This window comes from Bacteroides mediterraneensis (genome assembly GCF_016900355.1).
Classification (GTDB): Bacteria; Bacteroidota; Bacteroidia; order Bacteroidales; family Bacteroidaceae; genus Phocaeicola.
This window is the reverse complement of record NZ_JACJKA010000021.1, coordinates 26790-43425: the sequence shown is the minus strand read 5'-3', so window position 1 is coordinate 43425 and position 16636 is coordinate 26790. Positions and strand designations below refer to the sequence as shown.

Below are 16636 nucleotides of genomic sequence, written 5' to 3'. Positions count from 1 at the left end.
CATTTAATTAGGATATTATGAACGTACAGATAGAAGAAGGATGGAAAAAGGCGTTGGCCCCGGAGTTTGAAAAGGATTATTTTGTCCGGCTGACGGATTTTGTTCGACAGGAATACAAGCAGACTACGGTATATCCTCCCGGGCGACTGATTTTCAATGCGTTCAATCTTTGCCCCTTTGATAAGGTGAAGGTGGTGATTATCGGACAGGACCCGTATCACGGACCGGGACAGGCACATGGACTGTGCTTTTCAGTCAACGATGGCGTACCGTTCCCGCCTTCTTTGCAAAATATCTTCAAGGAGATTCATGACGATTTGGGTACTCCCATGCCTGCGAGCGGGAATCTGACCCGGTGGGCGGAACAGGGAGTACTGCTGTTGAACGCGACGTTGACGGTACGGGCGCATCAGGCAGGTTCCCATCAGCGGAAAGGATGGGAAGAGTTTACGGATGCGGCTATTCGGGTACTGGCGGAACAGAAAGAACATCTGGTGTTTATCTTGTGGGGGTCTTATGCCCAGAAGAAAGGAGCTTTTATTGACCGTAACAAGCATCTGGTGCTGACTTCCGTACATCCTTCGCCTTTGTCGGCTTACAACGGATTTTTTGGCAACAAGCATTTCAGCCGTACCAATGAGTATCTGGTGGCGCATGGCGAGACGCCTATCAATTGGTAGAAACTATTTGAACCGCGCTTTTCCTGAAAAAATTAATCCCCTTGCTTCTGCTCAGTGGAGTGGAAACAAGGGGATTGTGTATAAAGTGTGTGTTTGTCTCAGATGAGTTGCATGCCCAGTTTGGCGCATTCTTGGCGCATTTCTTCCGGCCAAATGCTGGCTTGGATTTCACCAATATGGCCTTTTTTCAGGTAGAGCATGCACAAGCGTGACTGTCCGATACCTCCTCCGATAGTGAGCGGCAATGTATCGTTCAGCAGACGCTGGTGGAAATAAAGTTTGGTACGCTCTTCTTTTCCGGCCAGTTCCAGCTGTTTAAGCATGGCGGCTTTGTCCACACGGATACCCATGGAAGAAATTTCGAAAGCACGCTGCAGCACGTCGTTCCATACCAGCAAGTCTCCGTTCAGTCCCGGCAGGCCGGTTTTCGGGTCGATGGTGGTGTAGTCGTCGTAGTCGGGGGCACGCAGGTCGTGCGGCTGTCCGTTGCTCAGCTTGTTGCCGATGCCGATAATGAATACGGCGCCAAATCGTTCGGTAATCAGGTTTTCCCGTTCCTTGGCGGTCTTATCGGGATACATTTGCAACAAATCTTCCGAATGGATGAAATGCACATCGTGTGGCAGGAAAGATTTGATTTGCGGATACATTTCACAAATCATATACTCCGTGCGTCGCATGGTTGCATAGATGCGGGTGACGATGTTTTTCAGGAAATCTACGGTCCGCTGTTCCGGCGTGATGACCCGTTCCCAGTCCCATTGGTCTACATACAAGGAGTGGATGTTGCCCAACTCTTCATCGGCACGAATCGCGTTCATGTCGGTATAGATACCGTAACCCGGTTCTATTTTATAATCAGCCAGGGTCAGTCGTTTCCATTTGGCCAGAGAATGAACTACCTCTGCCTGCTGGTCGCCCAAATCCTTTATCGGAAAAGTCACGGGACGTTCCGTGCCACTCAAGTCGTCGTTGATACCCATGCCCTTCAGTACGAACAACGGGGCAGTGACACGCCGTAGCCGGAGTTCAGAAGAAAGGTTCTGCTGGAAAAATTCTTTAATCTGCTTGATACCCAGTTCGGTTTGTTTCATATCAAGCAACGGCTTGTAGCCTACAGGTTTTATAAGGTAACTCATCTTTTATTTCTTTAATTGTTTGTTTTGCTTGCAAAGATAGGTGTATTTCGTAAATATGCAAGCGAAATCTAAAATAACTTATCAAAATGATTCTATTTTATTTGTATAGATAGATAAAATGAAAACGAATAAGAGGAAAATAAAAAGTGTCATTCTGGAAACTTTCTTCCGGAATGACACTTTTTAAGGTTATCAGAAACGCCTTTTTTAGCGATTCTTGTACATATGTTCGTAATAGTTCTGGTATTCTCCGCTGGTGACGTTCTTCACCCATGCCTGATGGTCCAGATACCATTTGATGGTTTTTACAATACCGTCTTCGAACTTGGTTTCAGGCGTCCAGCCCAGTTCACGGGTAATCTTTGTCGGGTCGATGGCGTAGCGCTGATCGTGCCCTAACCGGTCTTTGACGTAGGTAATCAGTGAATCGTTGATCCAGTCAATGCTGATTTGTCCGTCGGAGGTCATTTCTTTCTTTTTGAGTATGTTCCGGTATTCCGGCTGTTCGGTCATGATTTGACGGATGGTGGCGATGGTCAGTTTGACAATTTCTATGTTCTGTTTCTCGTTGTGTCCGCCTACATTATAAATTTCACCGTCCTTCCCCTTATTGATAATCATGTCGATGGCTTTACAGTGGTCTTCCACGTAGAGCCAGTCGCGTACGTTGGTACCATTTCCATATACAGGAAGTTTCTTTCCTTCCAGGATGTTCTTGATGATAAGCGGAATCAACTTTTCTGGGAAGTGGTAAGGACCGTAGTTGTTGGAGCAGCGGCTGATGGTTACCGGCATCTTGTAAGTATCCCGATAGGACATGACAATCAGGTCGGCACTGGTTTTGGAGGCACTGTACGGGCTGTGCGGGCAAAGCGGGGTTTCTTCCGTGAAATAACCTTCCGGGCCCAGTGAGCCATAGACTTCGTCGGTAGAAACTTGATGGAAACGAACTCCTTTTCGCCAGGTAGGATAGCCGTTTTCGTCTTTTCCGGTCACCCAGGCACGTCGTGCGGCATCCAACAGGTTTTGTGTGCCCAGTATGTTGGTCTGTAAGAATAATTGTGGATTTTCAATACTGCGGTCCACGTGGCTTTCGGCAGCAAAGTTGACGATATAATCAAATTTGTAATCTGCAAACAACCGGTCGGCCAGGTCATGGTCGCAGATATTTCCTTTGATGAAGAAACAGCGTTCGTTGTCGATGTCCGACGAAATGGTTTCCAGATTTCCAGCGTATGTCAAAGCGTCCAGAATGACAACCTTTATGTCATCATGCTTGGCCAAGATATATTTGATATAATTGGCACCGATGAATCCGGCAGCTCCAGTAACTAGATAAGTTTTCATATAGTTTTTTGATTTTTGCGCAAATTTCGGAAAGATTTTTGAATGCAACAAGACTTTTCAGGCTTAATCATTCAGTTCAATGACTTCCAGGTCGGAGAAGTTTCCGTCGGCTATGGAAAAACGTACCAAGGTGCGCACCTTATGAAAACCATATTTCCCGGTTGCTCCCGGATTGATATGCAGCAAGTGCAGTTTGGGGTCGTATTTGACCTTGAGAATATGAGAATGACCGCTGATAAACAGTTGCGGAGGCTGTGTGTGGAGAATCTGCCGGACGGAAGGGTCGTATTTGCCGGGGTATCCTCCGATGTGTTTCATCAGTACGTCGGCTCCTTCCAGTTGGAACCGGTTGATTTCCGGAAAACGCAGTCGCAAGTCTTGTCCGTCGATATTGCCGTATACCGCCCGGAGGGGACGGAAGGCAGCCAGGCGGTCGGCCACTTCCTGTGAACCGATGTCTCCTGCATGCCATATCTCGTCGCAGGGGTCAAAATATTTCAGGTAACGTTCGTCCCAATAACCATGGGTGTCGGACAGGAGTCCTATTCTTTTCATTTTTCTGTTGTTTTTGTCCGGCAAAGATACTACATTTGAGAAAACCTTGAAGGATTCTATGTATGGAAAGCCATTATAAATATTTCAACCGCGACATCAGCTGGCTGTCGTTCAATTACCGAGTCTTGCTCGAAGCAGACGACGACAGTCTTCCTTTATATGAAAGAATTAACTTTATTTCCATTTATTCGTCAAACCTGGAAGAGTTTTATCAGGTCCGTGTGGCAGAACACAAGGCAGTAGCTTCCGGAGGAAAGAGCGAGGACATGACGGTAGAGGAGGCGCATGACTTGATTCGACGCACTACGGAGGTGGTAAACCGTCAGCTGGAAGACCGTGTACGCATTTATGAGCAGAAGATACTTCCCGAACTGCGACGGAATCATGTCATCTTTTATCAGAGCAAGAGCGAGGTAGAGGACTTTCACAAGGAGTTTGTGCATCGTTTTTTCATGGAAGAAGTCTTTCCTTACCTCCAGCCGATGAAGATGGAACCGGAGAACGTACGTTTCTTTTTGCGTGATAAGCGGTTGTATCTGGCGGTGAAAGTCCAGAAGCCCGGAGCGGACAAGTCGGAATATTATCTCATCAAGATGCCGTATAGCAAAGTGCCCCGTTTTGTGGAACTGCCTTTCCATGACGGAAATTATTATCTGATGTTTCTGGAAGATATCATCAAAGCGAATTTGCAGGAAATGTTTGTGGGGTATGAGGTGGAATGTAGTTATTGTTGTAAGATTTCGCGCGATGCCGACGTGTTTGTGGATGATGTGCCGGCAGAGAGCATGGTGGAGAAGCTGAAGGAAAAAGTGAAAAAACGGAAGATCGGGGCTATCTGCCGTTTTGTGTACGACCGGAAAATGCCGGCGGAGTTTCTGGATGCGTTGGTGGAAGCACTGGGCATCAACCGGGAAGAACTGGTGCCGGGCGACAAGCATCTGAACTTGGAGAATCTGTCGTTCCTGCCGAACCCGAATCCGAATATTCCTCAGATAGTCAAGCCACAGCCGATGTTCCTGCCGGGTATCAATGAAAAGCATTTCATGTATCGCCGGATCGCCAAGCGCGACATGTTGCTTTATTATCCTTACCACAGTTTTGAGCATTTCATTCGTTTCTTGTACGAGGCGGTGCACGATCCGCTCTGTCGGGAAATCATGATTACACAATATCGGGTGGCGGAACATTCGGAAGTAATCAATGCGTTGATTGCGGCTGCCCGGAATGGAAAGCATGTCACGGTGTTCGTGGAACTGAAGGCCCGTTTTGATGAAGAGAATAATCTGGCGACCGCGGAGCTGATGCGGAAGGCAGGCATTGACATCATCTTCAGCATTCCGAAGCTGAAGGTACACGCCAAGGTGGCGTTGGTACTTCGGAAGAATGACAAAGGAGAGCGGTTACGAAGTTACGCGTATGTCAGTACCGGGAATTTCAATGAGAAAACGGCGAAGATTTATGCGGATATTGCCTTGTACACGTGCAACAAGCAGATTGTGGAGGATATGTGTACCCTGTTCCAAGTGTTGAGGCGGGAAGTGAAGGAGCCTCATTTCAAGCGGTTGCTGATTGCCCGGTTTAACTTGTTACCAGAACTCAAGCAATTGATACAAAAAGAAATCGATTTGGCGCGTCAAGGAAAGTCCGGACGAATCATCTTGAAGATGAACGCCCTGCAGGATACGGCCATGATTGATGAACTGTATCGGGCCAGTGAAGCCGGTGTACAGATTGACCTGATTGTACGGGGCATCTGTTGCCTGGTACCGGGAGAATCTTTCAGCCGGAACATTCGGGTAACTCGTATTGTGGATACGTTTCTGGAGCATGCTCGGGTGTGGTATTTTGGCAACGGGGGTGACCCGAAGGTGTTCATCGGTTCTCCCGACTGGATGCGCCGTAACCTGTATCGCCGCATAGAGGCGGTGACGCCTATCCTGGACGGAAGGCTTCGACAGGAACTGACCGACATGCTGCACCTGCAGTTGTCGGCCAACCGGAAAGCCTGCTGGGTGGACAATCATTTGCAGAATGTCTTTAAGCGGAAACCGGGGAATGACGATGTGCGGGCACAGTATGACTTTTATGAATACCTGAAACGCAAGCTGGCTGACGATTAATCAGCCGGCTTGTGCTTGTTTTCGGAGATGAGCAGCAGCTTGTCTCCCGGTTTCAGTTCCATTTGCCCGTTGGGGATGAGGAACTCACTGCCGCGTTTTACCAGCATGACCAGTGTGCCTTTCGGAATCTGCATGTCGGCCAGTTTGTTTTGGGTGGCCAGCATTTCCGCTGTCAGGGTGAGGTCCGTCAGGCGGGTGTCGATTTCTTCCGGCAGTTCCACGCCGAATTCATTGCCTTCCTTGGGAGCCGGCAAGTCTAAGTGCAGCAGTTTGGCCGCTTTGGTGATGGTCATTCCTTGAACTACCAGTGAGACGAGGGTGATGAAAAAGACAATGTTGAACAGCTGCTGGGAGCCTTCAATCTGGGCCAGTACGGGGTAGGTGGCAAAGATGATGGGGGTAGCTCCTCTCAGTCCGACCCATGACACAAACAGCTTGCCTTTGGCGGTAATATTCCGGAACGGGAGCAGGCAGAGGAACACGCTGAGCGGGCGTGCCACGATAATCATGAAGGCACCAATCAGCAAGGCCACCGCAGCTAAGTCGAGCATTTCGTGTGGGTTGACCAACAGTCCCAAGGTGAGGAACATGATAATCTGGAAGAGCCAGGTCAGTCCGCTCATGAACGTGTTGATTTCTTTCCGGAAAGCCAGTTTGGTGTTTCCCAAAATTACACCCATGATGTATACAGCTAAGTAGGCGTTTCCATGCAGCTGGTCGGTAATGGTAAAGGTGATGAATACCAGGCTGAGCAGCAAGATGGAGTAGAGGGAGCTGTTCGACAGATTGATACGGTTGATGAGCCATACGCTGAAACGTCCCATGGCATAACCGATAACCCCTCCGAAAAAGAACTGTACCAGCAGATCTTTCGTGATAAGCAGAAAGTCGGGATGGCTTCCGCTGGAGATGACTTGTATCAGTACGATGGTCAGCATATAGGCCATCGGGTCGTTACTGCCGCTTTCCAATTCCAGCATCGGGCGGAGATGCTGCTTCAGGTTCATGCGCTGAGAACGGAGCAGGTTGAATACCGAGGCCGAGTCGGTAGACGACATGGTAGCTGCTAATAGCAGAGAAGTCATCAGGGTAAGTTCGATATTGGTCCGGTTCCAGTCGGAAATATAAAAGATGAAGACACCCGTCAGCAGGGTGGTGAGCAGGACGCCGGCGGTCGACAAGACAATACCGGGAGTGAGTACCGGTTTGATATCGGTGTATTTGGTGTCCATACCACCGGAGAACAGAATGATACTCAATGCTATCATGCCGATGAACTGTGCATCCGAAGCGCTGTTGAACTGCAATCCCAGTCCGTCGCTTCCAAAGAGCATACCCACTACAAGAAAGAGCAAGAGGGTAGGAATTCCGAACCGGTAACCGGTTTTGCTGATGAGGATACTGGAAAAAATAAGAATCGATCCGATCATCAAAATGTTTTCTGCCGTAAAAATCATAATGCCTTAGTGATTAATAAACGAATAAAAGTGAATGTTTGTGTAAATATTAAATGCTCAAAGGTAAGAAAATGTTTTGTGGACAAGGGCTTTTCATGGAAAAATTTGTGGATTTTTTGATGAAGTTTCCTTCGGGGGATTTTTTGAGACGGCCTTGTATAAAGTGGAAATCTTCCTTACCTATTCTCTGTCCCACACTGCGGGATATAAAAACCACAGTGTGGAATATGTATTTCACAGTGTGGAATACAAAAACCAAACTGTGAAACAGAGAATCTGTAAGGGGATTTCAAGGAATAGGCCGGGCGGTTTAAAGGAATGCATGAGGGGGAGATTTTAATGGGTGAAGGCGGGCATCTTCTGTGTGGGGAATGACAGGGGTATCCAGGGTACTTGTTTATAGGCTTGTGTGATAATTTTGTAGAAATTTACCTTTGTTTTTCAAGAAAACCGTATATTTGCAATGTTTTGTTCCGTTTTGATTTCCGTTCGGCGAAATCACGGATGAAAAGGGAATCGGGTGAAAGTCCCGAACAGTCCCGCTGCTGTGAGCTCCGTATAGTGACGTTTGTCTACCCACTACTCAGCCACTGTCTTTCAATGAAAGATGGGAAGGCAAGACAAACGGGAGTAAGTCAGAAGACCTGCAAAACAAAGTCATGCTTGCATTCTCGAGGAAAGGATGGCAAGAACGTGCGTAATGTAGAATTACAATTAAAAACTTGCATGAAAAGATGGAATGAACCGGCTGTTATAGTCGGGTATCGCTTTTTTATAGCCGTGTGTTTGTGTGTCCTTACAGGCGTAGGGAGTGTTTTTGCACAGCAGGCCGATTCGGACAGCATTACGGGAAAGGTGCATCAGATTCCGGATGTGACGGTGAGCGTGCGGAAGACTCCTCCGGCGGTGAAAGCGACTTCTCCCTTGCAGGTGATGGGAAAAATGGAAATGGAGCGTCTGGGGGTACATGAGGTGGCCGATGCCGTGCGCCATTTTTCGGGAGTGACGGTGAAAGATTATGGTGGTATCGGAGGATTGAAAACGATTTCGGTCCGTAGTCTAGGAAGCCAGCATACAGGCGTAGTTTATGATGGGGTAGCTGTCAGTGACTGTCAGTCTGGTCAGGTCGACATCTCTCGCTTTTCGTTGGATAACGTGTCCCAACTGACCATGACGATAGGGCAGAGTGATGATATTTATCAGACTGCCCGTGCTTTTGCTTCTGCAGGTGTGTTGAGCATTCAGACGGCCCGGCCTGATTTTCAGGAAACATCGTATCATGTCAATGCCAATCTGAAAGCAGGGTCTTTCGGTTTGGTCAATCCTTCCATCTTATACAATCAGCGGGTGGCTGATCACACCTCGTTGTCTGTATATGGTGACTTTTTGCGGGCAGACGGCAATTATCCCTTTAAGATGTGGAATGGGAACAATCTGATTGACAGTAAGCGAAACAACAGTGACATACGGACTTACCGTGCGGAAGCTACCTTGTACACAAGTTTTACCTCCAAACAGGATTTGCAGGTAAAAGCTTATCTTTTTGATTCGGAACGTGGGTTGCCGGGCGGAGTGATTTATGATAATCTCTATGCGGCAGAACGGCTCTTTGATAAAAATTATTTCGGGCAGTTCCGATATGAGAACCGTTTTTCCGACCGTCTTAAACTTCAGGCCTTAGGTAAGTTCAATTACAGCTGGAACCGGGATTATAATGAGGAGGCTTCAGGTATCAGCGATGACCGTTACCGACAGACGGAGACTTATTTGTCTGCCACTTTGTGGGGAGACTTGGGAAAAGGATTCTCTTTGTCGTTGGCACAAGATTTTGTGTATAATTATTTGCATACGAACCTGGAAAAGTGTCAGTTCCCGCAGCGTTATACGTTGTTGACGGCCGTGGCTGCTCAATATCAACGTACTTCTCTTACGGCTACAGCTTCTTTATTGAATACCTATATTACGGAAGATGTACGTATTGGAACGGCGGCTGCAGACCGGAAACGTCTTTCTCCTGCATTCAGTGTGTCATGGAAACCGTTTGAAGAGATTGGCTTGCGTTTTCGGGCTTCCTATAAAGACATTTTCCGTACGCCGACCTTCAACGATTTGTATTATCTGATAATTGGAAACAGTCAATTGCGCCCGGAAACGACGAAACAGGGAAATGTCGGAGTGACTTGGAGCGGCTCCAGATTGGGTTTTCTGGATTTTCTCAGTGTGTCGGCCGATACTTATTACAATAAGGTGAAAGATAAGATTGTGGCAGTTCCTACTATGTTTGTGTGGAAAATGACGAATGTAGGGAAAGTGGAAACGATAGGGTTGGATGTGAATTTGTCGGCTGAGGCTCGTGTGACAGATTGGCTGAAGTGTTATTTGACCACCAACTACAGTTTTATGCAGGCGGAAGATGTGACTGACCCAAATTCCAAGACCTGGAGGAATCAGATTGTGTATACACCCCGACACTCCGGTGGGGGGAATTTCACCCTTGAAACGCCTTGGATAAATTTGTCGTACAATCTGACTTATGCATCAGAACGATATACGTTAGCGCAGAACTTGCCCAGTTATCGTATCAAACCTTATTCTGACCATGGAATCTCTTTGTCCCATAAATTCTCCTGGAAACGGCATCAGTTACGTGTGCAACTGGATGCGTTGAACCTTTCCAACAAGAATTATGAGGTGATACGCTTTTATCCTATGCCTGGCAGGAATTATAAGATTTCTATCAACTATTATTTATAAATTAAAAAACGAGAACGAATGAAAAAGAATTGGCTTTATCTGGCCTTCATGGCAATTCCTTTGGTGGGCGGTCTGACCGCATGTGATAATGAGGATATTCCTACTCCAACCACTGATCCGGAACCTACAACTACTTATGGGGCTTATATTGTAAATACAGGAAACTGGGGTGCTAATGACGGTTCAATCCAATGGTTTGATATGGCAAGCCAGACGGTAAGTAGTGATTTGTATCAGGCACAGAATGGAAAGGGCTTTGGCGATGTGCAGGATTTGTGTGTGTATGGGTCGAAAATGTATGCCATAGGAAGCACTTCTTCTAAAATTGAGATTTTAGACTTACAAGGGAAATTGATCAAAAGTATTCCGTTGAATAATGGGGAAAATCAGCCTATTCAACCACGTTATGCAACCGCTGCGGAAGGTTGTGTGTTCTTTTCTGCCTATGACGGGACGGTCTCTAAATTAGATACCTTATCACAGGAGATTACTGGAAGTGTGGAAGTGGGAGCATATCCGGAAGCTTTGACCTGTGTGGATGGGAAACTGTATGTGAATATTTCAGGATATGGTTCAGGAGATAAGGTAGCTGTGGTCGATGTAAAATCATGGACGAAGACTTCGGATATAACCGTGAAATTAAATCCTTATACTGTTTGTTTTGACGGGAAAGACGGATATGTATATGTGGTGTCTAATGGTAATTATGCAGGAGGTCCGAATTTGCCTGAAGATAAATGGATTTACCAGACTCTTCAAAGAATCAATGTACAGACCAATGAGGTAGAGGATGTATGCAATGCCACGTATGCCGCAAAGAAGGGAGATAACATTTACGTGTTGTATGCAGAATATTACCTGCCTGAAAGAAACTCTTGTTTTGTATATAATGTGAAGACGAAGGAACAAAAAGAGTTTATTGATATCAATGATGTTCCCTCTCCGGGAGGAATTGCGGTAGATCCGGTTTCGGAAGATGTATATATCATCAGCCAGCCTTATGGTTCTTTGAATGATGTATATGTGTATTCTAAAGACGGACAATTCAAGAAAAAGTTTGAGACAGGAAATGCGACTACCAATATCCGTTTCTTAGCTGAATAAATGTTATGAAACAAATTTTACTATCTGCCCATATAGTAATCATGGTCTTGCTTCTCTCTGCCTGTGGCGGAAGAAGCAAGACTTCTTCCGTTCAAGAGGGAGGGGATACGCTGAAAATGAAGTATGCCACCAACTTGTCGGTGGTGAAGTTTCCGGATTATACGCTGGTGGTTGTACGTAACCCGTGGGATACGTTGAAAATCCTGCACACTTATCTGTTGACCGATAAGACCCGGCCGGTGCCGGAGAATCTGCCGGAAGGCACTGTGGTGCGTGTGCCTTTGGAACGTGCTGTGGTCTATTCAGTAGTGCATGGAAGTGTGCTGAAAGAGCTGGGCTGTGCAGAGAGCATCAAGGGTGTCTGCAACTTAGAGTATTTTAAAATGCCGGAGGTACAGGAAGGCTATCAGAAAGGTACGGTGGTGGACTGTGGAAACGGTATGAGCCCGGACATCGAGAAAATCATCGACTTGCATCCGGATGCCATTATGCTTTCTCCGTTTGAAAACAGTGGCGGTTACGGAAGGGTAGGTAAGTTAGGCGTGCCTGTGATAGAATGTGCGGACTATATGGAAACCTCTCCGTTGGGACGGGCCGAATGGTTGCGTTTCTACGGTTTGCTGGTGGGACAGGAACAGAAAGGTGAAGTACTCTTTGCCCAGATTGAGAAAGAATATCTGTCGGTGAAGGCGTTGGCTGCCAAGGCGGTTTCTCATCCTACGGTCCTGAGCGACCTGAAATATGGTTCCGCCTGGTACATTGCCGGAGGGAAGAGTACGACGGGACGGCTGTATGCCGATGCCGGGGCAAATTATGTCTTTGCCGAATTGCCGAACAGCGGTTCGGTGCCGATGGCGTTTGAAACGGTGTTCGACAAAGGAGAGAATGCCGATTTCTGGCTGATAAAGTACAACCAGCCGAATGACAAGACTTACCGCGAGTTACAGAAAGACTATGCGTTGTATGCCCGTTTCAAGGCTTTTCGTACGCGTCAGATTTATGGATGCAACACGAATCGGATACCTTTCTATGAGGAATCGCCGTTCCATCCGGAGATTTTGCTGAAAGATATGGTAAAAATCTTCCATCCGGAATTGCTGGAGGGATATGAACCGAAATATTTTAGTAAATTAGCAGAATGATTTTCACAGGCAAAAAGAATGAGGTGGTGTTTGTCGGCCTGGGCTTCCTGATTTTACTTCTGGTGGCGGCCAATCTGTTTCTCGGTTCGGTGGATATACCGGCACGGGAAGTGGTGCGCATTTTGGGAGGCGAAGAGGCGGCAAAAGCCAGCTGGACCTACATTGTCTGGGAGTCGCGTTTTCCGCAGTGTGTGACTGCCTTGCTCTGCGGGGCGGCCCTTTCGGCTTCCGGACTGATGTTGCAGACGGTGTTCAGCAATCCGTTGGCCGATTCTTCCATTTTGGGAATCAGTTCAGGTGCCAGTCTGGGAGTGGCTCTGGTGATGCTGGCCGGAGGAGGTACCATTGCAACGGGTGTGTTTACATTGTCCGGTTTCTTCTCAGTCATTCTGGGGGCTTTCTTAGGGGCTGTGGCTGTGTTGGCCCTGATTCTTTTTCTGTCGTCTTTAATCAAAAGTAATGTCATGTTGCTCATTGCCGGTATCATGATTGGGTATATCGCTTCCTCATTGATTTCGCTGTTGAATTTCTTTGCGACGGCAGAGGGCGTGCAATCGTACATGGTGTGGGGAATGGGAAATTTCGGGGGCGTTTCCTTGGAACAGCTTCCGGCTTTTTCCTTGCTGACTTTGGCGGGGCTGGTAGTGGCTGTTCTGTTAATCAAACCGTTGAACGCTTTGCTCCTGGGGCCGCGTTATGCGGAGAATTTGGGCATCAATATCCGTCGGGTACGCAATTACTTGCTGCTGGCTACGGGACTGCTGACGGCCGTGACCACTTCTTTCTGTGGCCCGGTCGCTTTTATCGGTCTGGCTGTTCCTCACTTGGCCCGTCTGATGCTGGGTACTTCCAATCATAACTCCTTGATGCCGGTCACCTTGCTTTCCGGAGGGGCTTTGGCCTTGCTGTGCAATTTGATTTGTGTGCTTCCGGGGGAGTCGGGAGTGATACCTCTGAATGCGGTGACACCGATTCTCGGAGCTCCGGTCATTATTTATGTCATCATTAACCAACGTCGAATTCAATATTTTAACTGATGAGGCAATCGGAAATAGTGGTAGAAGGGAAGAACTTGACCCTTGGGTATCGGGTAGGAAAGAAACGGACGGAAGTGCATACCGGATTGAACTTTCAACTTTTCCGAGGGGAACTGACGTGCCTGTTAGGGGCCAATGGAGCCGGAAAATCTACCTTGCTCCGTACATTGGCAGCCGCACAGCCTCCTTTATCAGGGAATTTGTATTTGTTGAGACGTGACTTGTCGACTTATTCCGAACGGGAATTATCGAGAACCATCGGAGTGGTGCTGACCGACCGTACGCAGGCAGGAGGATTGACGGTGTATGAGCTGGTGGCATTGGGGCGTCAACCCTATACAGGCTTTTTCGGACGTTTGAATAAAGAGGACAAGCAACTGGTGGAACATGCGTTGCAGGCAGTGGAGATTGCACATAAGGCGCGTTGTTACATGGCGGAGCTTTCAGATGGGGAACGGCAGAAAGTGATGATTGCCAAGGCGCTGGTACAGGAGTGTCCCTTGATTCTTTTGGATGAGCCGACGGCTTTTTTGGATGTGGTGAGTCGGATTGAAATCATGAATCTGCTGCATCGGCTGGCAGTGGAAGAAAACAGGGCCATTCTTTTGTCCACGCATGATATAGAACAGGCATTGGTACTGGCCGACCGTCTCTGGCTGCTTTCTTCGCAAGGAGGATTGGAATGTGGAGTGACGGAAGACCTGATATTAGGCAATCGGATGGATACGTTGTTCCGTGAACGCCCTCATATCAAGTTTGATTTGATGCATGGGGGCTTTTCGCCGGAAGTGTCTGGTGAAAAATTCATTGTGTTGAAAGCGGAGAATGAAATCTTGCGTCATTGGACACAGAATGCCTTGAACCGTCATCATTATTTTTGTTTGGATGCTTCAGCTCTAAATCAGAAACTACCGTTGCTGGAAGTTCGTTCTTCCAATCTGCTTTTTTATACAGAAGTCAATGGACAGACTGTCTGTTATACGTCCTTTCAGCATTTATTGGAAAATATATAATTGCTTGAAATCAAGTTTTTTGAAAGAAATTCCTTATTTTTGCTTGTATCGATAGCAGAAAAATTATGGTGAATACAATCAAAATGGCTGGCACATCGCCGGAGTTATACAAATGTGTTGCGCCTTTGGTGATGAATCCGGAAGTCATCAAATACAATCATAACTATCCGTTTAAGACCAGTGAGTCATTTGTATGGTTTGTGGCTTTCGTACAGAAAAAAGTGGTGGGATTTTTTCCGGTGGAGATACGGAAAAAAACATGGGTCATTAATAACTATTATGTGGCAAACAATGAAGAAGATACTTTTGTGAGTTTGTTGGAAGCCGTGGTCGATGAATTTAAGGATGTAGATAAGACGTTGGAAGCTGTGGTGCAAAAAGGCCATGAGTTGTATTTCTTTGAGCAGGGGTTTGAAGTGGAACGTATTTGGAGTACTTACCTTAAACTAAAAAGAAAGGATGGAAAAAACGGAAAAGAACGTGTATGAACTGACGCAGGAACGTTTGTCGGTTCTGTTTAAGGAATTTGATAATGTGTATGTCTCTTTTTCCGGAGGGAAAGACAGCGGAGTGCTGCTCAATTTATGCATTGACTACATTCGCCGAAATAAGCTGGATCGAAAATTAGGGGTGTTTTTTATGGATTATGAGGTGCAGTATACCCATACGATTGAGTTTGTCAACCGGATTTTAGCGAAAAATAAAGATATACTTGAAGTATATCGTATCTGTGTACCTTTCAAGGTGAGGACCTGCACTTCCATGTATCAACATTACTGGCGTCCATGGGATGAAAAATATCGGGAGCTTTGGGTGCGCGATATGCCGAAGGGAGTCATGAAGGCCAGTGATTTTTCTTTCTTTCATGACAATATGTGGGATTATGAGTTCCAGCTGCGTTTTGCAGCTTGGCTGCATGAAAAGAAACATGCTGTGCGTACAGCCTGTTTGGTAGGGATTCGTACGCAGGAAAGTTATAATCGTTGGCGAACAATTTATGGAGGATTGAAGCAGCAGCTTTATCATAAATTTATTTGGAGTTCTAAGATTGCCAATGATGTGTATAACCTTTATCCCATTTATGATTGGAAAACTACAGATGTGTGGACGGCGAATGGTAAGTTTGGATGGGATTACAACCGTTTGTATGACCTTTATTATTATGCGGGGGTGAATCTGGAACGACAGCGGGTAGCCAGTCCGTTTATCGGTGAAGCGATTGAAAGCCTGCATTTATATAAGGTCATTGAGCCTGACACGTGGGGAAAGATGGTTGGACGTGTGAATGGAGTCAATTTTTCTGCACTTTATGGAGGAACACGCGCGATGGGGTATGGAGGCATTAAGTTACCGGAAGGGCATACATGGAAGTCGTTTATGGAATTTCTGCTTTCTACGCTTCCGGAAGAGACTAAAAGAGGTTATCTGAGTAAATTGCAAACCAGCATCAAGTTCTGGAGAACGAAAGGAGGCTGTCTGAGCGATGAAACCATCGCTAAGCTGGAAGCGATGAATATTCCGATAACAGTCCGGAACAAGAGCAATTATAAAACGACGAAACATCCGGTCATGATGGAATACCTTGACGACATTGATATTCCGGAGTTTCGGGAAATTCCCACTTATAAACGCATGTGTCTGTGTATTCTGCGTAATGACTATGCCTGCAAATACATGGGATTTGCGGTGAGCAAGGAAGAAAAGAAAATGAAAGATTATATTTTACAACAATATAAGAAGATATGGAATTGAAAGAAACAAAAAGTCCGGTGTACAATGTGAAAGCAGTACCGGTTGAGAAAGTATATGCCAATGATTATAATCCGAACGTGGTAGCACCTCCCGAGATGAAATTGTTGGAATTATCCATTTGGGAGGATGGATTTACCATGCCTTGTGTCTGTTATTATGACAAGGAGAATGATAAATATATTATTGTGGACGGCTTTCACCGTTATCAGGTGCTGAAAACATCCAAACGGATTTATGAGCGGGAAAAAGGAATGTTGCCGGTAGTGGTCATCGATAAGGACTTGTCGCACCGGATGGGTTCTACCATTCGCCATAACCGGGCAAGAGGTTCTCATGACATTGGACTGATGACGCATATCGTCGCAGAACTGACAAAAGCCGGTATGTCAGATAACTGGATTATGAAGAACATTGGAATGGATAAGGATGAACTTCTCCGCCTGAAACAGATTTCCGGATTGGCTTCTCTGTTTGCCGACCGTGATTTTTCCATCCCAGCTCCTCAGACTATGGAGCCGAGGGACGGGGAGGATTGA

At 46.6% G+C, this 16636-nt stretch carries 14 protein-coding genes and 1 riboswitch; of the genes, 10 read left to right on the top strand and 4 right to left on the bottom strand.

Annotation, left to right across the window (positions count from 1 at the left end; genetic code table 11):
* Positions 1-17: 17 nt before the first annotated feature.
* On the top strand, positions 18-680 hold the full coding sequence (locus tag H6A28_RS11400; protein ID WP_022354220.1) for a uracil-DNA glycosylase: 663 nt from the start codon (positions 18-20) through the stop codon (positions 678-680).
* Between the two features lie 98 nt (positions 681-778).
* On the opposite strand, the gene asnA is transcribed toward H6A28_RS11400, so the two are convergent.
* The 3 genes from asnA to H6A28_RS11385 form a co-directional block, all read right to left on the bottom strand.
* On the bottom strand, positions 779-1819 hold the full coding sequence (gene asnA, locus H6A28_RS11395) for an aspartate--ammonia ligase (protein WP_204476475.1): 1041 nt from the start codon (positions 1817-1819) through the stop codon (positions 779-781).
* A 207-nt stretch (positions 1820-2026) separates the two neighbouring features.
* Positions 2027-3166 carry a dTDP-glucose 4,6-dehydratase gene (rfbB, locus tag H6A28_RS11390; RefSeq protein WP_204480392.1) on the bottom strand — a complete coding sequence of 380 codons (1140 nt, stop codon included), beginning with the start codon at positions 3164-3166 and terminating at the stop codon, positions 2027-2029.
* A gap of 63 nt (positions 3167-3229) precedes the next feature.
* Entirely contained in the window at positions 3230-3721 is a 492-nt protein-coding gene (locus H6A28_RS11385; RefSeq protein ID WP_204480390.1) for a metallophosphoesterase family protein, read from the bottom strand.
* A 62-nt stretch (positions 3722-3783) separates the two neighbouring features.
* Here H6A28_RS11385 and H6A28_RS11380 point away from each other — a divergent pair, with 62 nt between their 5' ends.
* On the top strand, positions 3784-5841 hold the full coding sequence (locus H6A28_RS11380) for an RNA degradosome polyphosphate kinase (protein WP_204480389.1): 2058 nt from the start codon (positions 3784-3786) through the stop codon (positions 5839-5841).
* On the opposite strand, the gene H6A28_RS11375 is transcribed toward H6A28_RS11380, so the two are convergent.
* Positions 5838-7298: a potassium/proton antiporter gene (locus H6A28_RS11375; protein ID WP_204480387.1), complete on the bottom strand. Its 1461-nt coding sequence runs from the start codon at positions 7296-7298 to the stop codon at positions 5838-5840. The two genes, H6A28_RS11380 and H6A28_RS11375, sit on opposite strands and share 4 nt — an antisense overlap.
* 453 nt (positions 7299-7751) lie before the next feature.
* A riboswitch (cobalamin riboswitch) is annotated at positions 7752-7964 on the top strand.
* Between the two features lie 60 nt (positions 7965-8024).
* Here H6A28_RS11375 and H6A28_RS11370 point away from each other — a divergent pair.
* The 8 genes from H6A28_RS11370 to H6A28_RS11335 all read left to right on the top strand — a co-directional run bounded on the left by H6A28_RS11370 (position 8025) and on the right by H6A28_RS11335 (position 16636).
* Positions 8025-10052, top strand: a complete 2028-nt coding sequence (locus H6A28_RS11370; protein ID WP_204480385.1) for a TonB-dependent receptor plug domain-containing protein — start codon at positions 8025-8027, stop codon at positions 10050-10052.
* Between the two features lie 18 nt (positions 10053-10070).
* Entirely contained in the window at positions 10071-11156 is a 1086-nt protein-coding gene (locus H6A28_RS11365) for a YncE family protein (RefSeq protein ID WP_204480383.1), read from the top strand.
* A 5-nt stretch (positions 11157-11161) separates the two neighbouring features.
* Positions 11162-12298, top strand: coding sequence for an ABC transporter substrate-binding protein (locus tag H6A28_RS11360; protein WP_204480382.1), 1137 nt, complete (start codon positions 11162-11164; stop codon positions 12296-12298).
* Positions 12295-13335: an iron ABC transporter permease gene (locus tag H6A28_RS11355; protein ID WP_204476483.1), complete on the top strand. Its 1041-nt coding sequence runs from the start codon at positions 12295-12297 to the stop codon at positions 13333-13335. The genes H6A28_RS11360 and H6A28_RS11355 overlap by 4 nt, the downstream gene beginning before the upstream one ends.
* Positions 13335-14348: an ABC transporter ATP-binding protein gene (locus H6A28_RS11350; RefSeq protein WP_204480371.1), complete on the top strand. Its 1014-nt coding sequence runs from the start codon at positions 13335-13337 to the stop codon at positions 14346-14348. Before H6A28_RS11355 ends, H6A28_RS11350 begins: the two co-directional genes overlap by 1 nt.
* A 65-nt stretch (positions 14349-14413) precedes the next feature.
* Entirely contained in the window at positions 14414-14836 is a 423-nt protein-coding gene (locus H6A28_RS11345) for a hypothetical protein (protein WP_204476485.1), read from the top strand.
* A complete protein-coding gene (locus H6A28_RS11340) occupies positions 14808-16100 on the top strand; it encodes a DUF3440 domain-containing protein (protein WP_204476486.1) in 1293 nt (430 codons plus the stop codon). Before H6A28_RS11345 ends, H6A28_RS11340 begins: the two co-directional genes overlap by 29 nt.
* Positions 16097-16636: an IbrB-like domain-containing protein gene (locus H6A28_RS11335; RefSeq protein ID WP_430622442.1), complete on the top strand. Its 540-nt coding sequence runs from the start codon at positions 16097-16099 to the stop codon at positions 16634-16636. The genes H6A28_RS11340 and H6A28_RS11335 overlap by 4 nt, the downstream gene beginning before the upstream one ends.